Consider the following 17,809-nt stretch of genomic DNA (forward strand, 5'->3'; position numbering starts at 1 on the left):
TCTGAAAATTCCTCAAACCTGAATGGATACGCGCTGCCCGGTCCGCGCGCTTTCGATCGCGGCAAGCACCATGGCAAGGCTGTTGATATTGTCGCTGCCGGCTGTTTCCGGCGTCTGCCCGGTTTCGATGGCCGACAGGAAATCGGCGATGACGCTGGCATGGCCGTGGGTCTGTTCATCGCTGACCAGCGTCGGCACTTCCACGTCCTTGAGGGCACGGAAAAAGCCCGTATCGCCAGCCACAGCCCGTGCCTGGAAATTCTCTTCGCCATCCCAGAGCAAAGTGCCCTTGGTGCCAATGATGCGCCAGGCGCTCTCCCAGCTGGTATTGGCCCCTTCAGCACACCATGACCCGCGATAGTTGAAGACGACATCGTCTTCGAACTCGAAGATCGCATTAGCGGCGGCGCCATGCCGATACCAGGAGCCGCGCGGATTGGTTTCCAGGCAGTAGACCGCACGGGGCGCCTTGCCGGCCATGAACCGGGCAGCATCCAGGGTGTGAATGGCCATGTCGAGCAGCAGGACATTGTCCATGTCCTCGCGGAAGCCGCCGAAATGGGCGCCGATGAAGAAGTCGCAATTGAGGCTGGTGATTTCCCCCAGCGCGCCGCTCTCGATCACTTGCCGGATGCGCCGGACGCCGGCGATGAAACGCCGGTTCTGGACCACGGCGTGCAGCCGCCCGGCGGTCTCAGCCTGGACGATCATGGCCCGGGCGTCGGCAATGCTGGTGGCCATCGGCTTTTCGGTCAGGACGTGGCAACCGTAGCTCAGCCCGGTGCGCACCAAAGCGGCGCGGGCCGACGGCACGACCACATCGAACAGCAGATCGGGCTTGGTCTGGGCCAGAACGGTTTCGAGATCGGTGCCTATGGCGATATCGCCCAAATCGAACTCCGCGGCGCGCCGCTCGGCGTTCGACCGGTCGAGGTCGACCAGCCCGACGATCCGCACCCTGCCCTTGAGCAGCGGATGCTCGGACAAGGCGGTCAGCCAGCCCTTGGACATGCCGCCGCATCCGGCGAGCACCGCAGAATAGACCAAGACGTCCTCCCTCTGGACTTTGTCCCGCCCTTGCCATCTTGTGCAGCACCAGGGCAGGAAGTCCCGTAAACGTTTACGACGTTATATTTGGAGGCTTTCCGCTGTCAATAACAATTCGTAAACGTTTTTGGAACGATGTCGGGACAGGGGGCGAAGAGACAAAGAATGACTGGCATCAGAGAGTTAGCGCAGCGTCTCAACCTGTCGATCGGCACGGTGTCTCGTGCCCTGAATGGCAAGCCGGACGTGAACGAACAGACTCGGACTCGTGTGCTGGAAGCCGCCAATGCCATGGGCTACGTGCCAAACCAGGCCGGCCGGGCCCTGCGCAGTGGCGCCACCGGGGTTGTCGGCTTCATGATGCAAACGGGCTCTGAGATCACCGGCGAGGGCGATGTGTTCTTCATGAGCGTGTTCGACGGTGTCCAGGCGGTCTTTGCGCGCCACCAGCTGGACCTTGTCGCCCTGCTCTGTTCGTCGGAGGAAGATCCCGACGCCTATATGCAGCGCGTGGTGGCCAGGGGTTTTGCCGACGCGCTGATCATTTCGGCCACCAAGCGCCAGGACCATCGCATCGACTATCTGGCGGACCGCAAGATACCCTTTATTGCCCTGGGCCGGTCGCTGACCGATGCGGGGCATCCCTGGCTGGATCTGGACTTCGAAGGCATGGCGGAAGTGGGTGTGGAACGACTGGTCGACAAAGGGCACCGCCGAATCGGCGTCTATGCCCCGCTCGATGACACCAATCTGGGTTATGTCTTCATCGACGCCTACCGAAATGCACTGGAGCAACGGGGGATCGTCTTTGACCCGGACCTGGTGTTTCGCGCCCACCCCAATGAGCGCGGCGGCCATGAGATTGCCCACGCCATCGCGGCGATGCCACCGGACAAGCGACCCACCGCATTCATCCTGACCAATGAACTGATGACGCTGGGCTTCTACAACGGGCTCAATCAGGTCGGTCTGCCACCAGGGCGGAAGTTTGCCGTTATCAGCCGGGACAGCCCGCAGACGCATTTTCTTGTGCCCAAGCTCACCAGTTTCCGCTTGTCCCTGCGCGATCTGGGTATTTCGCTTGCCGAAGCGCTGCTGGCCACGATGCCGGCCTATGCCGCCCACTACCCGCTCGGAGTGGTCAAAAAGATCGTGCCGCTTGAACTGGTGGAAGGCGACAGCGACATGCCGGCGCCGCGCTGAAGCGCGCGGTCTGGCACTGCATCGCCAAACAAAGCCCCAACGGCTGGAGGAGACACTTTCATGCGCCGCTATAACCCCGTCGACTTTACCCATGTGAACCTGTCTGGTCCGTTCTGGTCAGAGCGCCTGGAGACCGTCCTCACTCGTACCGTCCCGAGCCAATATCAGAAGCTGGACGACAGCGGCATTCTCGAGTCCCTTGAGCTCAAGGACCCGCCTCCGCCGCTGCGAATTCCGCGCATGGGAGGGCCTGATGGACATACTCACCAGGTGTTCTGGGACAGCGATATCGGCAAGTGGATCGAGGCCGCGGGCTATGCGCTGCGCCATCGCCGCGACCCGGACCTGGAGGCGAAAGTCGATGGGATCGTGGACAAGCTGGCGGCCGCGCAAATGCCGGACGGCTATCTCAACCTCTGGTACCAGGGGCACGAAATCGGCAAGCGCTGGACCAATCTGCGCGATCGGCACGAGCTCTATAATGCCGGTCACCTGCTTGAAGGCGCGATCGCCTATTATCAGGCCACCGGACGGCGCAAGCTGCTGGGCGTCATGGAGCGCTTCCTGGACCATATCCGCACCGTGTTCGGCACCGGTCCGGGACAGAAGCAAGGCTATTGCGGCCACCAGGAAATCGAACTGGCACTGGTCAAGCTCTATCGGCTTACGGGGGAGCGCAAACAGCTCGATCTGGCTGCTTACTTCATCGACCAGCGCGGGCAGGAACCGCATTATTTCGACGAGGAAGCCGTGGCCCGCGGCGATGATCCGAAAGATTTCCACTTCTACGACAGTGGGAATCACCAGTATTCGCAGTCCCACAAGCCGGTCCGCGATCAGGACAAGGTGGTCGGCCACGCCGTGCGGGCCATGTATATGTATAGTGCGATGGCCGATCTTGCAGCCGAACTGGACGATGACAGCCTGCGTCATGCCTGCGAGGTGTTGTGGAAGGACGTCACCACCACCCGCATGTATGTGACCGGCGGCTTCGGACCCTCGTCCACCAATGAAGGCTTCACCACCGACTACGACCTGCCCAACGACACGGCCTATTGCGAAACCTGCGCCTCCATCGCCTTCGTGTTCTGGGCCCAGCGCATGCTGAACCTCGACCTGGACGGGCAATATGCCGAGTTGATGGAACTGGCACTGTACAATGGCGTGCTCTCCGGCCTCAGCCGTGACGGGGAGCTCTATTTTTATGAGAACAAGCTGGAAAGCGATGGCAGCCACCGCCGCTGGCCGTGGCACCCCTGCCCCTGCTGCACGATGAATGTCTCCCGTCTGGTGGCCTCGGTGGGGGGATATTTCTATTCGGTCGGTCCGGGGGCCATTGCCGTCAATCTATATGGTGGCAACAGCGCCGAACTGGCCCTTGATGGACGCCGCATCCGGATCGAGGAACAGTCGAACTATCCCTGGTCCGGCAGGATCAAGATTTCCGTGCACCCAGACGGGCATGGTGTGTTTGCGCTCAAGCTCAGGATCCCGCATTGGGCGGACGATGCCGTTGCCTTGCTCAATGGCAATCCACTCGACGTTCCGGGACTGACACAGAACGGCTACCTGGTGATCGAACGGGACTGGCTGGAAGGCGATGTGGTCGAGCTGGACCTGCCCATGATCCCGCGCCGCATCTATGCCAATCCCAAGGTGAAGGTGGACCGGCACCGCGTTGCGTTGGCGCGCGGGCCGCTGGTCTATTGTGCCGAGCAGGTGGACAACCAGACGCCGGTGCCGGACCTGTTGCTGTCGCGGGATGCAGACATCTCCGAGACAAGCCGGGACGATCTGTTCGGCGGCATCGTCACGCTTACCGCTCCTGCCGGGACGATCGGAGCTGATGACTGGGGACTGGATTTGTACCGGACCACGCCGCCGGCGGTGTCTCCCACAGTGATGACGGCCATTCCCTACTATCTCTGGGCCAACAGGGAGGCCGGGCCGATGAGGGTGTGGCTGCGCGAGGAATAGGCAAGGCCGGAAGCCCTGGAACATAGACAGGGGGACGGCTCGACCACCGCAACTCTCACCTTCTGTTCGCCAGGCCCTCGAACGTCGCTCAACTGTCACAGAACGAAACTAGGGGAGGCGCACCAGGAGAAAGACTGACATGAATGCGATCGGACCGGACGAAACCATCTTAACCAATGCCCGGATTGTGCTGGCTGACCAGGTGATTGACGGGGCTGTGGCGATGGCGGGCGGCGTCATCACCGATATCGGACCCTCCAGCGCCCGCGGTATGGACCTTGGTGGCGATTACCTGATCCCAGGCCTGGTCGAGCTGCATACCGACCATCTCGAAACGCACTATGCCCCTCGGCCCAAGGTGCGCTGGCACCCGGTGGCCGCGGTCCAGGCTCACGATGCGCAGATCGCCGCCTCCGGCATTACGACGGTCTTCGATGCCATCCGCGTCGGCTCGGACGAGCATGCCGATATGGGCGCCGCGGAGCTGCGCATCCTGTCCGATGCAGTCACCGCGGGCGTCGAGGCCGGGCGGCTCCGGGCCGAACATTTCATCCATCTGCGCTGCGAAGTGTCGGCGCCCGATTGCCTCGATGACTTCCAGGCCATCATGGATCATCCTTTGGTGCGCCTCGCCTCGCTGATGGACCACGCGCCCGGACAGCGCCAGTTTGCCAACCCCGATGCCTACAAGGTCTATTATCAGGGCAAGCTCAAGATGAGCGATGCCGCATTGGCCGAGTTCATTGCCCGTCGTTCTGCAGAATCCGACACCTATTCCGACAGACATCGCGGTGCGCTGGCCGAGCTGAGCCATGCGCGCGGCATCGCCCTGGCCAGCCATGATGACGCGACGCGAGGCCATGTGGAGGATGCCAAGATCCTGGGGATTCGAATCGCCGAATTCCCCACGACCATGGAGGCCGCACAAGCCTCTCGCGATGCCGGCATGAGCATCCTGATGGGCGGCCCCAATGTGGTGCGTGGCGGATCGCATTCGGGCAATGTCTCCGCCCGCGATCTGGCGGCTGCAGGCCTGCTCGATATTCTGTCGTCGGACTATATTCCCTTCTCCATGCTGCAATCGGCCTTCTGCCTGGTCGATACCGTGCCCGGAATTTCGGTGCCGCAGGCCATCAGCTTTGTGACCAGGCGTCCCGCTGATGCCGCCGGCCTCACCGACCGGGGCGAAATTGCCTTGGGCAAACGCGCGGACCTGGTTCACCTGCGCCTCGAAGACGGGGTGCCGATTGTCCAGACCGTTTGGCGGCAGGGCCGCCGCGTCATATGAGCGGCACATTCGTCGCTGTCGTTGGTTCGAGCGGCGTAGGCAAGGACACCGTCATGGCCTATGCCCGCGCCCATATGGGCGAGGAGTTGGTCCTGGTCCGTCGCGTGGTGACGCGCAACGCCGATGGTGGCAGCGAAGATCATGACACGATGAGCCCGGAGCAGTTTGCAGCCGCCGAGTCCAAAGGCCGGTTTGCCCTCGCCTGGGAGGCTCATGGCTTGCGCTATGGCCTGCCGATTACCCTGGAGGACGATCTGCGGGACGGGCGGGTGGTCCTGGCCAATCTTTCCCGCTCGGTCATTCCGCAAGTGATGCTGCGCTATCCCACGGCAATCGTTGTCGAGGTTACTGCCGATCGCGAGGTGATCGCCCGCCGTCTCGCCGGTCGCGGACGAGAGGACGATAACGAGATTCGCCGCCGCATGGATCGCAGGGTGTCCGTCCGCCTGCCGCCCAGCACGGTGCGAATTGACAATTCCGGTCCGCACGAGATTGCCGGAGACCGTCTGGTCGCCCTGCTTACTGACCTGGCCGGGACCAGGACGCGCGCCTAAGCTAGACTACCAGTTCCATGCGCTCGGCCGGAAATCGGCTGAGGCCATAGGAGAGCGCAATCCCCTCCGGATCGATGTCCACCGCCTCCGAAACCAGTACGATGGCCCCCGGCGCCAGGTTGAGCGCGCGCAATTCCTCGACATCGGCGTGGCGGGCTGAAATCCGCGTGGAGGCGCGTGAATAGTCCTCGATCCCGTAGCTCCTGAAGACTTCGGTGGTGGAGCGCAGTTCTGCCAGCCGGGTGGCAAAGTCGGGAAAGCGCTGGAACGGCAGCCAGGTCGTCGAGCGGGAAATTGGCGCACCATCGGCGGTCGAAACCCCTTCGCTGCGCACCACCTTTGCCCCGGCCCGGATGCCCAGGGCCTTCGCGATCCGGGCGCTGGCGTTCTCGATCTTGTCACCGACGCCGAATGACAACAGGGCGTTGGCCTGGCCCCTCAGGCCTTCGCTGAAGCGCGTGCGCTTGCCGATCGGGTAAGACAGGCGCGCAATGGAGCGGACGAACGTGCCGCGCCCCTGTTCGGCAACGACGACGCCCTGCTCGGCGAGCACGGCCAGCGCACGCCTGACAGTGTGGCGATTGGCCGAGAAGCGCTCTGCCAGCAGCGCTTCGGTGGGCAGTCTGTCGCCATTGGCCAGCTTCCCCCCGACGATGTCGAGCCGGATGGCGTCGGCAATCTGGCGCCACAGGGCCACCCCGCCAGATGCATTCTGCGATTTTGTCATTGCATTTTCACACGAGCGGCGTAGAGCGGACTTAGTGATATTAGTTGTCTATTATATTAGACAAATCGAGGCAAGCACTATGGTGGAAATTCCGGCCGCTGAGGCTGACCGCAAACGGGCCCTGGATGTTCTGGCTGCTGCAACGGCCCGGGCCCTGGCCAGCCAATGGGATGCGTTCGGCGCGGCACCGGCGCATGTCCGGCTGCGGGGCCCGGAAACCGGGCTGGTCATGGTGCGCGGCCGGACTGGTGGCGGCGGCGCCCCGTTTAACCTGGGCGAGGCAACGGTCAGCCGCGCGAGCGTCCGGCTTGAGACCGGGGAGATTGGCCACGGCTATTGCCTTGGCCGCGATCTCGACAAGGCCGAGACCATCGCGGTGATCGACGCGCTGCGTCAGCGGGATCGGGTCCGCGTCGACGCCGAAATCATCGCCCCACTCGCCGCCTTGGCCGAGGCTGCGGATGCCACCCGCCACAGCCAGACCGCAGCCACCAAGGTCGACTTCTTCACAATGGTGCGGGGAGACAATTGATGCTCAATCAGGAAGTTGGAAGCGGCCTCGCCGATCCCGTGCATGATGCTCAGGCGATCTTCCGGGCCGTGCTGGATGCCCTTGCCCATCCGGGCACACTCCAGCCCTTGCCGCCGGGCGCCGACGAGGTCAGTGCCCTGTCCAGCGAACTAGCGGCAGTTCTGCTCGCGCTTTGTGATCACGACACTTCGGTCTGGCTCTCGCCGTCCCTGAACCACCAGGCCGCCAGCACCTATGTCGGCTTCCACACCGGCGCCCCGGTCACCACCGACATCCAGGCCGCCCAGTTTGCCTTCGTCGCCAAAGGTGACGCTTTGCCTGAACTTGCCCTGTGCAATGCTGGCACCCAGGAATATCCGGACCGCTCGACCACGCTGGTCATGCATGTCGAGGCCCTGTCGGGCGGCCCCGGCTGCATCCTGCGCGGGCCGGGCATTCGCGACACCCAGACCTTCGCGGCGCTGGGCTTGCCGGCCAATTTCACCGATCTTTGGGCGGCAAACCATGCCCTCTTTCCGCGCGGTGTCGACCTGTTCCTGGTTGCGCATAATCAGGTCCTGGGCCTGCCCCGCAGCACCAGAATAGTGGAGGCTTGATATGTACGTTGCCGTAAAGGGTGGCGAAGCCGCCATTACCAATGCCCATCGCCTGCTCGCCGACCGGCGCCGTGGCGATCGCAGCGTGCCAGCTTTGCGCCTCGACCAGATCGTCGAGCAGCTTGGGCTGGCCGTCGACCGCGCCATGGGCGAGGGCTCGCTCTATGATCGGGAACTGGCGGCCCTGGCTATCGTGCAGGCGCGCGGCGACCTGATCGAAGCCATCTTCCTGGTCCGGGCCTATCGCACCACGCTGCCGCGCTTCGGCTATTCGCGGCCGGTCGATACCGGCGCCATGCTGATCGAGCGGCGGGTTTCAGCGACCTTCAAGGACCTGCCAGGCGGCCAGATGCTCGGCCCGACCTTCGATTATACCCACCGCCTGCTCGACCCTTCCATTGTTGAAGCCCAAACCGATGCCCCCGTGCTTCGGGAGGGCGCAACCGAGGCGGCGCCGCGCGTGACCGACCTGCTTGGACAACAAGACCTGATGGAACCCGATGGCGACGCTGAGGAGGGTCATGTCGTGGGAGACCTGACGCGCGAGCCGCTCGAATTTCCGCTCGGTCGCGACCTGCGCCTGCAGGCCCTGGCCCGCGCAGATGAAGGCTTTCTGCTGGCCCTGGGCTATTCCACCCAGCGCGGCTATGGCCGCACCCACCCCTTTGTCGGCGAAATCCGCATCGGTGAAGTCGAGGTGGAATTCGACGTTCCCGAACTGGGTTTCCACGTGAGCCTGGGACGCATTCGTGTCACCGAGTGCCAGATGGTCAACCAGTTCAAGGGTTCGGCAAAGGTGCCGCCCCAGTTTACCCGTGGGTACGGCCTGGTCTTCGGCCAGGCGGAGCGCAAGGCCATGTCGATGTCGCTGTGTGACCGCGCGCTGCGGGCGCGCGAATTTGGCGAGGACATCGTGGCCCCGGCCCAAGACGAGGAATTCGTCATTGCCCATGCCGACAATGTGCAGGCAACCGGCTTCGTAGAGCATCTCAAGCTGCCGCATTATGTCGACTTCCAGGCGGAACTCGAGCTGATCCGGCGGATGCGCGCCGAACACGAGGCCCAGAGCCGGGAGGCTGCAGAATGAACGCGGCTGCCAGTTACAATTTCGCCTATCTCGACGAGCAGACCAAGCGCATGATCCGCCGCGCCATTCTCAAGGCCGTGGCCATTCCCGGCTATCAGGTGCCCTTTTCCAGCCGCGAAATGCCCATGCCCTATGGCTGGGGAACCGGCGGCGTACAGGTGACGGCCTCGATCATCGGCCGGAACGATGTGCTCAAGGTCATCGACCAGGGCGCCGACGACACCACCAATGCTGTCTCGATCCGCGCCTTCTTTGCCAAGGTGGCGCAGGTGCAAACCACCACACGCACAACCGAGGCGAGCATCATCCAGACCCGCCACCGCATTCCCGAGCGCAAGCTCGAGGCTGGGCAGATCCTCGTCTATCAGGTGCCGATTCCCGAGCCGCTGCGCTTCCTCGAACCGCGCGAAACCGAGACGCGGAAAATGCATGCGCTCGAGGAATATGGCCTCATGCATGTCAAGCTGTACGAGGACATTGCCCGGCACGGCCGGATCGCCACGACCTATGCCTATCCGGTCAAGGTCGAGGGCCGCTATGTGATGGACCCGTCACCGACGCCGAAATTCGACAATCCCAAGATGCACCGGTCCGAGGCGCTGCAATTGTTCGGCGCCGGGCGCGAACACCGCATCTACGCGGTCCCGCCCCATACCGAGGTGGTCAGCCTCGATTTCGAGGATCACCCCTTCACCATCCAGCACTTCGAGGCGCCTTGCGCGCTGTGTGGGGCCGAGGGGGTCTATCTCGACGAGGTCATTCTCGATGACAAGGGCGGGCACATGTATGTCTGCTCGGACACTGACCATTGCGAGGAGCGGCGCGAGGCAGGCCATGTAGGCCGGCAGGAGGCAGCAGAATGAGTGGCGAACCGCTTCTGCGCGTCGAGAACCTGACCCGCTATTATGGCGCCCGGCTGGGCTGCGCCGATGTCAATTTTGAACTCTGGCCCGGCGAGGTCCTTGCCATTGTTGGTGAGAGCGGCTCGGGCAAGACCACCTTGCTCAACACGCTCTCAGCCGCCCTCGAACCCAGCGCCGGCAAAACCCTCTACCGCATGCGCAGCGGGGAGTGGCGCAATATTTATGAGCTGTCCGAAGCCGAGCGTCGCTTCCTTACGCGCACGGACTGGGGCTTTGTGCATCAGAACCCGGCCGATGGCCTGCGCATGACGGTGTCGGCCGGCGCCAATGTCGGGGAACGCCTGATGGCAGTGGGCGATCGAAACTATGGCCGCATCCGGGCTACCGCGCTCGATTGGTTGGACCGGGTGGAAATTGCCGCCGATCGCATAGACGACCAGCCCCGGGCGTTTTCCGGAGGTATGCGCCAGCGCCTGCAGATCGCCCGTAATCTGGTGACCGGACCGCGCCTTGTCTTCATGGATGAACCGACCGGGGGGCTCGACGTTTCGGTGCAGGCGCGCCTCCTTGATCTGCTGCGCCAGCTGGTGGGCGAACTGGGCCTGGCCGCCATCGTGGTGACCCACGACCTGGCCGTCGCCCGGCTCCTTTCGCACCGCATGATGGTCATGAAGGGCGGCTATGTCATAGAGGCCGGACTGACCGATCGCGTGCTCGACGATCCGCGCGAACCCTATACCCAATTGCTCGTTTCCTCGATCCTGCAGGTGTAATCATGCCGGCTTTATCCGTCCGCGATCTGGACAAGACCTTCACCATGCATTTGCGCGGCGGCGTCCGCCTTCCGGTGGTCAGTAATGTCACGTTCGAAGTGGACGCTGGGGAATGCGTGGTGCTGGGCGGCCCTTCGGGGGCCGGCAAGAGCTCCATTCTCAAGATGGTCTACGGCAATTACGGCGTGGACAGCGGCGAGGTTCTGGTGCGCCAGGGCGAAGCGCTGGTCGATCTGGCCAGTGCCGATCCGCGCACCGTCCTCACCTTGCGCCGCGACACGATCGGTTATGTCAGCCAATTCCTGCGCACCGTGCCGCGGGTCTCAACCATCGATGTTGTGGCCGAGCCCCTGGTGGTCCGCGGGGCCGGCAAGGCAGAAGCCCACGAGCGGGCCGGCGCTTTGCTCGCCCGGCTCAACCTGCCCGAGCGCCTGTGGAACCTGCCGCCCTCGACATTCTCCGGCGGCGAGCAGCAGCGCGTCAACATAGCCTGCGGCTTTATCACCCATCACCCGATCCTGCTGCTCGACGAGCCTACCGCATCGCTGGATGCGGCCAATCGGGCCGTCGTTGTCTCCATGATCGCGCAGAAAAAAGCCGATGGCGTGGCCATGCTCGGCATTTTCCATGACGAAGAAGTCCGGGCGGCCGTGGCCGATCGGATCGTCGATGTTACTGCCTTTGCACCGCGAGCAGCGGCATGAAGAAACTCAGCGAAACGCCGTTCGTTCACGAGACGGCCAAGGTCACCCAGTCCACTTTGGGCCGCTATACCGAGGTGGGGGCGCATTGCCATGTCGCCTGGTCGAGCATGGGCGATTATTCCTATTGCGTGGGCGGGACGCAGATCGCCTATGCCACCATCGGCAAATTCTCCAATATCGCGGCCAATGTGCGCATCTATGCCTCCATGCACCCCATGCAGAGGGCTTCGCTGCATCACTTTACCTATCGATCGGCCATGTATTTCGAGGGCGAAACCGACGACGCCGATTTCTTTGCATGGCGTGCCGAGAACGAGATCGCCATTGGCCACGATACCTGGATCGGACATGGCGCTGTGATCATGCCCGGTGTGACGATCGGCAATGGCGCCATCATCGGGGCCAATGCTGTCGTGACCAGGGACGTTGCCGACTTTGCCATCGCCGTGGGCGTTCCGGCACGCGCCATCAGGCAGCGTTTTGCCGACCCGATTGCTGCCCGGCTCGACGCCTTGGCGTGGTGGGACTGGGATCACGATCAGCTCCATCGCGCCCTGCCCGATTTCCGCAGTCTGCCGATCGAGGCGTTCCTGGAAAAGTACGAGGCCTAGCCCGCCCAGGAGAGCTCAGCCCCAAAAGAGCGCAAATTGTTGCAAAATCATCATGCAGCAGGCCTCAGCCTGCGGCATGCTCTTGCTTTCCGACAGAAATAAGCAAGCTGATTCAATTAGTTCATATCGTCACACAAGCGTCGTCATAGTGTTGTTCTGACGTCACATCGGAGCCCTAGGTCATTCCCGAACAAATGACGGGGGCTCCGCCATGCTGAAGATTTCTCACGTTACACGACGCTTCGGCGACAAGACCGCCGTCAACGACGTGTCGTTGGAAATCCCGCATGGGCAGATGGTCGGCATTATCGGCCGTTCGGGCGCTGGCAAGTCGACCCTGTTGCGGATGATCAACCGCCTCAACGATGTCTCCGACGGCTATATCGAATATGACGGCGTGAAGGTGTCGGAGCTGCGCGGCCAGGCCCTGCGCAACTGGCAGCGCGACTGCGCCATGATCTTCCAGCAGTTCAACCTGGTGCCCCGCCTGGACGTGATCACCAATGTGATGCTGGGACGCCTGAATGGTCGCAACCCGGCGCTCAACCTGCTGCAATTGTTTTCCGGCGACGAGCAGCTCGAAGCGCTCAAGGCTCTGGAACGGCTCGACATCGCCCAGACGGCCACGCAATGGGCGCAGACCCTGTCGGGCGGCCAGCAGCAGCGCGTCGCCATTGCCCGCGCGCTCATGCAGCAGCCCAAGCTCATTCTGGCCGATGAACCGATCGCCAGCCTCGATCCGCGCAATGCCCAGATCGTCATGGACAGCCTGCGCGACATCAATGCCGAAGGCATCACGGTCATTACCAACCTCCACACGCTCGATACCGCGCGCGCCTATTGCGAGCGCATCATCGGCATGGCCGCCGGCAAGGTGGTGTTCGACGGAACGCCCGACGAACTGACCACCGATGTTGCCCGCTCCATCTACGGCGCCGATGGCCTCAAAGAGGCCTTCTCCGAGGCAATGACCTCGACGTCCATCGCGCCCGTCCAGTTCCTGCCGCGCACGCCCACCAATGCCCAGCAGGCTCCCTAAGCCTGCCGCCCCTATCCGGCAGGCTGGTCCATCCCCGCGTCACCAAAGGAGAACTCCCGTGTCCGCGATCCGTAAACTGCTCCTCGCCTCTGTCGCCCTCTCCCTCGCCGCTCCCGCTCTTGCCCAGGACGCCAATGTCCTGCGCATCGGCCTGCTCGGCGGCGAAAACGAAGCCGACCGCCTGCGTGACAATCAGTGCCTGGTCGACCTGATGAAGTCCGAACTGGGCTATGACGATGTGCAGCTCTTCCCGGCTGCCGACTATAACGGCGTCATCCAGGGCCTGCTCGGCGGCACCCTCGACTATGCCGAACTGGGCGCCTCCGCCTTTGCTGCGATCTACCTGCAGGATGCTCAAGCTGTCGAGCCGATCCTGACCACCGAACAGACTGATGGCTCGACCGGTTACTACTCGGTCATGCTCGCCCGTGCTGACTCGGGCATCACCTCGATCGACGACATGAAGGGCAAGACCCTGGGCTTTGCCGATCCCGACTCCACTTCGGGCTATCTGATCCCGCTCGTCACGCTGCCCAATGATATCGGCATGCCGGTTGACGAATATTTCAGCGAAACCGGCTTTGGCGGCGGCCATGAGAACAATGTCCTGGCCGTTCTCGATGGTCAGTTCGATGCCGGCGTGACCTGGGCTTCGGGTGTGGGTGAGTTCTCCGAGGGCTACACCTCGGGCAATGTCCGGTCGATGGTCGACAAGGGCATGCTGGACATGGAAGACGTCGTTCAGATCTGGCAGTCGCCGCTGATCCCGAACGGCCCGATCGTGCTGCGCTCGTCCATGGACCAGGACGCCAAGGACGCCATCAAGTCCTTCATGATGGCCCTGCCGGAAACGGACTACGACTGCTTCCGTGCTGCTCAGTCGGGCGACTACAACGGCTTCGTCGAAGTCGATGCCAGCTTCTACCAGCCGATCATCGACGCCCGTAAGGCCACCATCGGCAGTTAATCCCCCTGTGTCGGCCGGTTCCTCTACGGGGCCGGCCGATCGTCTGTTTGGAGATCGGCATGACGGATATGGCGAGCAGCGGAGCGGCGGCAGAAAGTTCTGCCCACACCAGCGCCGAAACGATCCATCGGCACTATTCCCAGTTGGTGCGCACGCGGCGCATCTATTCGCTCCTGACCATAGCTGCCTTGGCCATTGCGCTGGCCTGGTCGCTGATTTTTGCCAACGATGCCAGCTCGGGCAAGTTCTTCGAACGGCTGCCCTATCTGTTCGACTTCATCAAGAATTTCGTGCCCGACGATCCTTTTGAGATCGTGCGGGCCCTGTTCGATCTGCCATCGCCCTATGCCGATGGCTCGTTCAAGTATGATTACGAGGTGGGTCGCCACTATCTGTTCGGCACCCAGTTCTACATCCCCGGATATTTCTACGAGATGCTGGTGACGGTGAATATCGCCTTCGCCTCGACGCTGATCGGGGGTTTCTTTGCCTTTCTGCTCTGCTTTGTTGCCGCGTCCAATCTGGGTGTTGCCGCACCGCTGCGCTGGTTCGTGCGCCGCCTGCTTGAACTCATGCGCGCCTTTCCCGAGATCGTGCTGGCCGGCATGATGGCCGCCGTTCTCTCGCTCGGCCCGATAGCCGCGATCTTTGCGGTCTCGGTGCATACTGTGGGGGCTTTGGGCAAATTGTTCTTCGAGGTCGTCGAGAACGCGGACATGAAGCCCGATGAGGGCCTGCGCTCGGTCGGCGCCAACTGGTTTGAGCGCGTGCGCTTCGCCATCGCGCCCCAGGTCATGCCCAATTTTGTGTCCTATTTCCTTCTGCGCACCGAAATCAATGTGCGTGCATCCACCATTATCGGGGCGGTGGGCGGAGGGGGCATTGGCGAAGTGTTCCGCCAGTCCATCGGTCGCGACCATGCGGCCAAGACCTACGCCATCGTCATCCTGCTGTTCCTCACCATCGTTGCCATTGACCAGTTCTCGGGCTGGCTGCGTCGGCGCCTGGTGGGCAATGCCGCATTCCAGTTCGGGGCCTAGGAGCAATCGCCATGTCTGTGTCGACCCTCTCGCCCCAGGAACGCAACCGTCTCCGCAACGCCCATCCCGAGGTCTTCAGCCGCAGCTTCGGCACCCGCTGGGGTGGTCTGTTGCTGATCGCCGGGGCCCTGCTCTATCTGGTCTATTGCTGGAACTTCTTCGAAGTCGGGGACAAGCTCGCCAATGGCAGGTGGGAGCGCGCCGGCATCTACATGGCCGACTGGATCAGCTGGGAAGCCCAGCCGCGCTTCCGCTTCCGGGATGATGGCTCGACAGAAATTGAATATCAGCGTTTTTCGCCGCTGGGTGACAATCCTGATCCGGATTGGCTTGCCGTGCTGCCCGATGGCAACCATGAAGTCAGCTTCGGCTCGGCCGGCAATCGCGTGGACATTTCGTCCGCCGGTGTCACCGCCTTTGTCGGCGGCGTCCCCTATGACATTGCCTTTGAGAGCGATGCCGCGCTCCTGCCCGCCGATGCGCCAGCCGCCATGAGCGAGCGCAATGGCCGCGTCACAGTCGAGTATGGCTTTGCCGGCAGCGCGGAAATTCGCGCCACGCAGGTTCTGATCCGTCGCCGTTTCCTGGGCTGGGAGAACTTCTTCTTCGACACGCGCTCCCCCTTCTGGGGGATGAGCGCGCCCGAATTGCTGGCCAGCGTGACCAGCGGCGAACGGTTTGACCCCGATCAGCCCAACATCACCCTGGCCTGGTCCGAATTCCTCACCAATTCGGAATGGCAGCATGGGGACGTGTTCAACAAGCTCGCCCAGACCATCGTCATGGCCTTTGTCGGCACGCTATTCGCTGCCTGCCTCGCCTTTCCGCTGGCCTTCATTGCCGCCCGCAATGTCACCAGCTCCCGCCCGGCCAACTGGATCACCAAGCGCTTCTTCGATTTCACCCGCTCGGTCGACATGTTGATTTGGGCGCTGGTTTTCACGCGCGGCTTTGGCCCAGGCCCCCTGGCGGGCATCGCCGCGATTTTCGTGACGGATACGGGCACATTCGGAAAGCTCTATTCCGAGGCCATCGAGAACATCGACGACAAGCAGCGCGAGGGCATCCGCTCGGTTGGTGCCAGCCCGGCAGAGGTCAACCGCTTCGGCATCATGCCCCAGATCGCCCCAGTGATCATTTCCCAGACCCTCTATTTCTGGGAAGCCAATATCCGCGGCGCCACCATTATCGGTGCCGTCGGCGCCGGCGGTATCGGACTGAAACTGCTCGAAGCCATGCGCACCAATCAGGACTGGGAAAATGTCGCCTATATGGTCGTGCTGATCCTGCTGGTGGTATTCGTCTTCGACAATCTGAGCGCCGCCATCCGCACCCGCCTGATTGGCGCACCGGGCAGAGAGCACCGCTAGTCAGCTGAGTTGACCGCGGAGGCTCACCATACCTGGTGCACCCGAGACCGTTCGCGCCCCGGCGAGGTCCCGCCGCGCCGGGAGGCAAAGGCCGTGGGATGTACGCAGGGTCGCACCGTCAAACCCGTCGCGCTGAGCCTCGCGGCCGAAGCTTCCGTTGCGGGCGCCCCCGGCCGGGCTATCAAAAGCTCTAGGGAAATAGCAAAGGCCATTTGAATGGCCAGTTCGGGGCACACACAGGCGCGCAACAACCACCAAGAAGATTTCTGGCTGGGGCGCCAGGATTCGAACCTGGGAATGTCGGTACCAAAAACCGATGCCTTACCACTTGGCGACGCCCCAACTTGGTGCCGGTTCCTACACGGTTCGCACGTGCTGTGCAACACGATCTGCATGGTCGATAAAAGGTTGTGACAAGCGCTTGAACAGGGAAAAGACCACAGCTATAAAGCCGCCACATCGCGACAGGGTCGGCACGGCCGATCCGCACTTTCCGAGATGTCGCGGTTCTGACGGAGTATAGCGCAGCCTGGTAGCGCACCTGCTTCGGGAGCAGGGGGTCGCAAGTTCGAATCTTGCTACTCCGACCAATCAACCCCGGCGTCTTCGGACGTCGGGTTTTTGTTTTGGGCCATGCCGATCGTCGGGCTAGTTTCCGGCCGATGCTACGACGGACCGCAAGCCGCAGCTGCAGCACGCACCAACAAAAAAGGGCCGGTCTTGCGACCGGCCCCTGTCATTGTGGCGGGTGACTTCAGCGCTTACCGCCGAACATCCTCCACAGGCCGGTCACGGTCAGGGCCGCGAAGGCCATCTTGAGAGTGTCCCAGACGAGGAAGGGCTGCACGGCCTTGGCAAAGGCGGAGGCGACCACATTGGTCTGATCAACCCATGCGGCCTGACCTGCCATCATCACCAACCAGGCAAAGCCGAAGGCATAGAGCACAGCGGTCGCCACCAGCATGGCGCCGAATAGGGCCAGGGGACGGCCCGAAGCGCCGCGGTCAGCGGCGTAGCCGATGATGGCGGCCTGTGCCAGGAAGCCGATGAGGAAGCCGCCGGTGGGCCCCACAAGGTAAGCCATGCCGCCGCCAGTCGCGAAGACAGGCAGGCCCATTGCCCCTTCAATAAGGTATGCGGCGACGGTTGCGACACCGATGCGCATGCCAAAAGCGGCGGCGAGCGCAGCAATGGCAAAGCTCTGCAGGGTCACCGGAACCGGCCACACTGGGACATTGACCTTGGCGGCAGCGGTGATCAGCATGGTGCCAATGAGGACGATAGCGGCATTGGTTGCCAGCTTGGCGACGTTGCCCTTGGGCTGGAATGCACCGAGCAGCGTGTTGGGCGTGGTCAAAGTCACAGCCATTTCATACCTTCCGTAATTGATAGGGACCGACCCCCTCCCAGGGCGGTCTGGTCCGGACCAAC

18 protein-coding genes and 2 tRNA genes are annotated in these 17,809 nt (G+C 62.8%); 16 read left to right on the forward strand and 4 right to left on the reverse strand.

From position 1 onward, the window contains the following. Positions 1–12 precede the first annotated feature (12 nt). The gene (locus ACE4RL_RS16055; protein WP_375598110.1) at positions 13–1,047 is read right to left on the reverse strand and encodes a Gfo/Idh/MocA family protein; all 1,035 of its coding nucleotides are present in this window, start codon (positions 1,045–1,047) and stop codon (positions 13–15) included. A 165-nt stretch (positions 1,048–1,212) separates the two neighbouring features. Here ACE4RL_RS16055 and ACE4RL_RS16060 point away from each other — a divergent pair, with 165 nt between their 5' ends. From ACE4RL_RS16060 to phnN, 4 genes are all read left to right on the forward strand, one after another. Then, on the forward strand, positions 1,213–2,250 hold the full coding sequence (locus ACE4RL_RS16060) for a LacI family DNA-binding transcriptional regulator (RefSeq protein ID WP_375598111.1): 1,038 nt from the start codon (positions 1,213–1,215) through the stop codon (positions 2,248–2,250). Between the two features lie 60 nt (positions 2,251–2,310). Then, complete coding sequence (locus ACE4RL_RS16065) at positions 2,311–4,227, forward strand: glycoside hydrolase family 127 protein (RefSeq protein WP_375598112.1); 1,917 nt, start codon at positions 2,311–2,313, stop codon at positions 4,225–4,227. A gap of 139 nt (positions 4,228–4,366) precedes the next feature. Next, on the forward strand, positions 4,367–5,515 hold the full coding sequence (locus ACE4RL_RS16070; RefSeq protein WP_375598113.1) for an alpha-D-ribose 1-methylphosphonate 5-triphosphate diphosphatase: 1,149 nt from the start codon (positions 4,367–4,369) through the stop codon (positions 5,513–5,515). Further along, positions 5,512–6,069, forward strand: coding sequence for a phosphonate metabolism protein/1,5-bisphosphokinase (PRPP-forming) PhnN (gene phnN / locus ACE4RL_RS16075; RefSeq protein ID WP_375598114.1), 558 nt, complete (start codon positions 5,512–5,514; stop codon positions 6,067–6,069). Before ACE4RL_RS16070 ends, phnN begins: the two co-directional genes overlap by 4 nt. Position 6,070: 1 nt before the next feature. On the opposite strand, the gene phnF is transcribed toward phnN, so the two are convergent. Then, positions 6,071–6,796: a phosphonate metabolism transcriptional regulator PhnF gene (gene phnF, locus ACE4RL_RS16080; RefSeq protein ID WP_375598115.1), complete on the reverse strand. Its 726-nt coding sequence runs from the start codon at positions 6,794–6,796 to the stop codon at positions 6,071–6,073. A 79-nt stretch (positions 6,797–6,875) separates the two neighbouring features. Here phnF and phnG point away from each other — a divergent pair, with 79 nt between their 5' ends. From phnG to phnE (ACE4RL_RS16135), 11 genes are all read left to right on the forward strand, one after another. Then, entirely contained in the window at positions 6,876–7,328 is a 453-nt protein-coding gene (phnG, locus tag ACE4RL_RS16085; RefSeq protein WP_375598116.1) for a phosphonate C-P lyase system protein PhnG, read from the forward strand. Then, entirely contained in the window at positions 7,328–7,924 is a 597-nt protein-coding gene (gene phnH / locus ACE4RL_RS16090; RefSeq protein WP_375598117.1) for a phosphonate C-P lyase system protein PhnH, read from the forward strand. The genes phnG and phnH overlap by 1 nt, the downstream gene beginning before the upstream one ends. A 1-nt stretch (position 7,925) precedes the next feature. Next, the gene (locus tag ACE4RL_RS16095; RefSeq protein ID WP_375598118.1) at positions 7,926–9,011 is read left to right on the forward strand and encodes a carbon-phosphorus lyase complex subunit PhnI; all 1,086 of its coding nucleotides are present in this window, start codon (positions 7,926–7,928) and stop codon (positions 9,009–9,011) included. Continuing rightward, on the forward strand, positions 9,008–9,874 hold the full coding sequence (locus tag ACE4RL_RS16100) for an alpha-D-ribose 1-methylphosphonate 5-phosphate C-P-lyase PhnJ (protein ID WP_375598119.1): 867 nt from the start codon (positions 9,008–9,010) through the stop codon (positions 9,872–9,874). The genes ACE4RL_RS16095 and ACE4RL_RS16100 overlap by 4 nt, the downstream gene beginning before the upstream one ends. Further along, the gene (phnK, locus tag ACE4RL_RS16105; protein ID WP_375598120.1) at positions 9,871–10,647 is read left to right on the forward strand and encodes a phosphonate C-P lyase system protein PhnK; all 777 of its coding nucleotides are present in this window, start codon (positions 9,871–9,873) and stop codon (positions 10,645–10,647) included. Before ACE4RL_RS16100 ends, phnK begins: the two co-directional genes overlap by 4 nt. A gap of 2 nt (positions 10,648–10,649) precedes the next feature. Beyond that, a complete protein-coding gene (phnL, locus tag ACE4RL_RS16110; RefSeq protein WP_375598121.1) occupies positions 10,650–11,351 on the forward strand; it encodes a phosphonate C-P lyase system protein PhnL in 702 nt (233 codons plus the stop codon). Continuing rightward, positions 11,348–11,962: a DapH/DapD/GlmU-related protein gene (locus tag ACE4RL_RS16115; protein ID WP_375598122.1), complete on the forward strand. Its 615-nt coding sequence runs from the start codon at positions 11,348–11,350 to the stop codon at positions 11,960–11,962. Before phnL ends, ACE4RL_RS16115 begins: the two co-directional genes overlap by 4 nt. Before the next feature lie 211 nt (positions 11,963–12,173). Then, a complete protein-coding gene (gene phnC, locus ACE4RL_RS16120; RefSeq protein WP_375598123.1) occupies positions 12,174–13,001 on the forward strand; it encodes a phosphonate ABC transporter ATP-binding protein in 828 nt (275 codons plus the stop codon). 58 nt (positions 13,002–13,059) lie between these two features. After that, a complete protein-coding gene (gene phnD / locus ACE4RL_RS16125) occupies positions 13,060–13,968 on the forward strand; it encodes a phosphonate ABC transporter substrate-binding protein (RefSeq protein WP_375598124.1) in 909 nt (302 codons plus the stop codon). Positions 13,969–14,036: 68 nt separating this feature from the next. Next, positions 14,037–15,008: a phosphonate ABC transporter, permease protein PhnE gene (gene phnE, locus ACE4RL_RS16130; RefSeq protein ID WP_375600302.1), complete on the forward strand. Its 972-nt coding sequence runs from the start codon at positions 14,037–14,039 to the stop codon at positions 15,006–15,008. Between the two features lie 11 nt (positions 15,009–15,019). Beyond that, a complete protein-coding gene (gene phnE / locus ACE4RL_RS16135; RefSeq protein WP_375598125.1) occupies positions 15,020–16,378 on the forward strand; it encodes a phosphonate ABC transporter, permease protein PhnE in 1,359 nt (452 codons plus the stop codon). Positions 16,379–16,645: 267 nt separating this feature from the next. Here phnE (ACE4RL_RS16135) and ACE4RL_RS16140 read toward each other — a convergent pair. After that, positions 16,646–16,720 (reverse strand) — tRNA-Gln (locus ACE4RL_RS16140). Between the two features lie 171 nt (positions 16,721–16,891). On the opposite strand from ACE4RL_RS16140, the gene ACE4RL_RS16145 reads away from it, so the two are divergent. Further along, positions 16,892–16,968 (forward strand) — tRNA-Pro (locus tag ACE4RL_RS16145). A 164-nt stretch (positions 16,969–17,132) separates the two neighbouring features. On the opposite strand, the gene ACE4RL_RS16150 is transcribed toward ACE4RL_RS16145, so the two are convergent. Continuing rightward, positions 17,133–17,747 carry a biotin transporter BioY gene (locus ACE4RL_RS16150; protein WP_375598126.1) on the reverse strand — a complete coding sequence of 205 codons (615 nt, stop codon included), beginning with the start codon at positions 17,745–17,747 and terminating at the stop codon, positions 17,133–17,135. Positions 17,748–17,809: the final 62 nt, after the last annotated feature.

It is taken from the genome of Devosia polycyclovorans, from assembly GCF_042181575.1.
Classification (GTDB): Bacteria; Pseudomonadota; Alphaproteobacteria; order Rhizobiales; family Devosiaceae; genus Devosia; species Devosia polycyclovorans.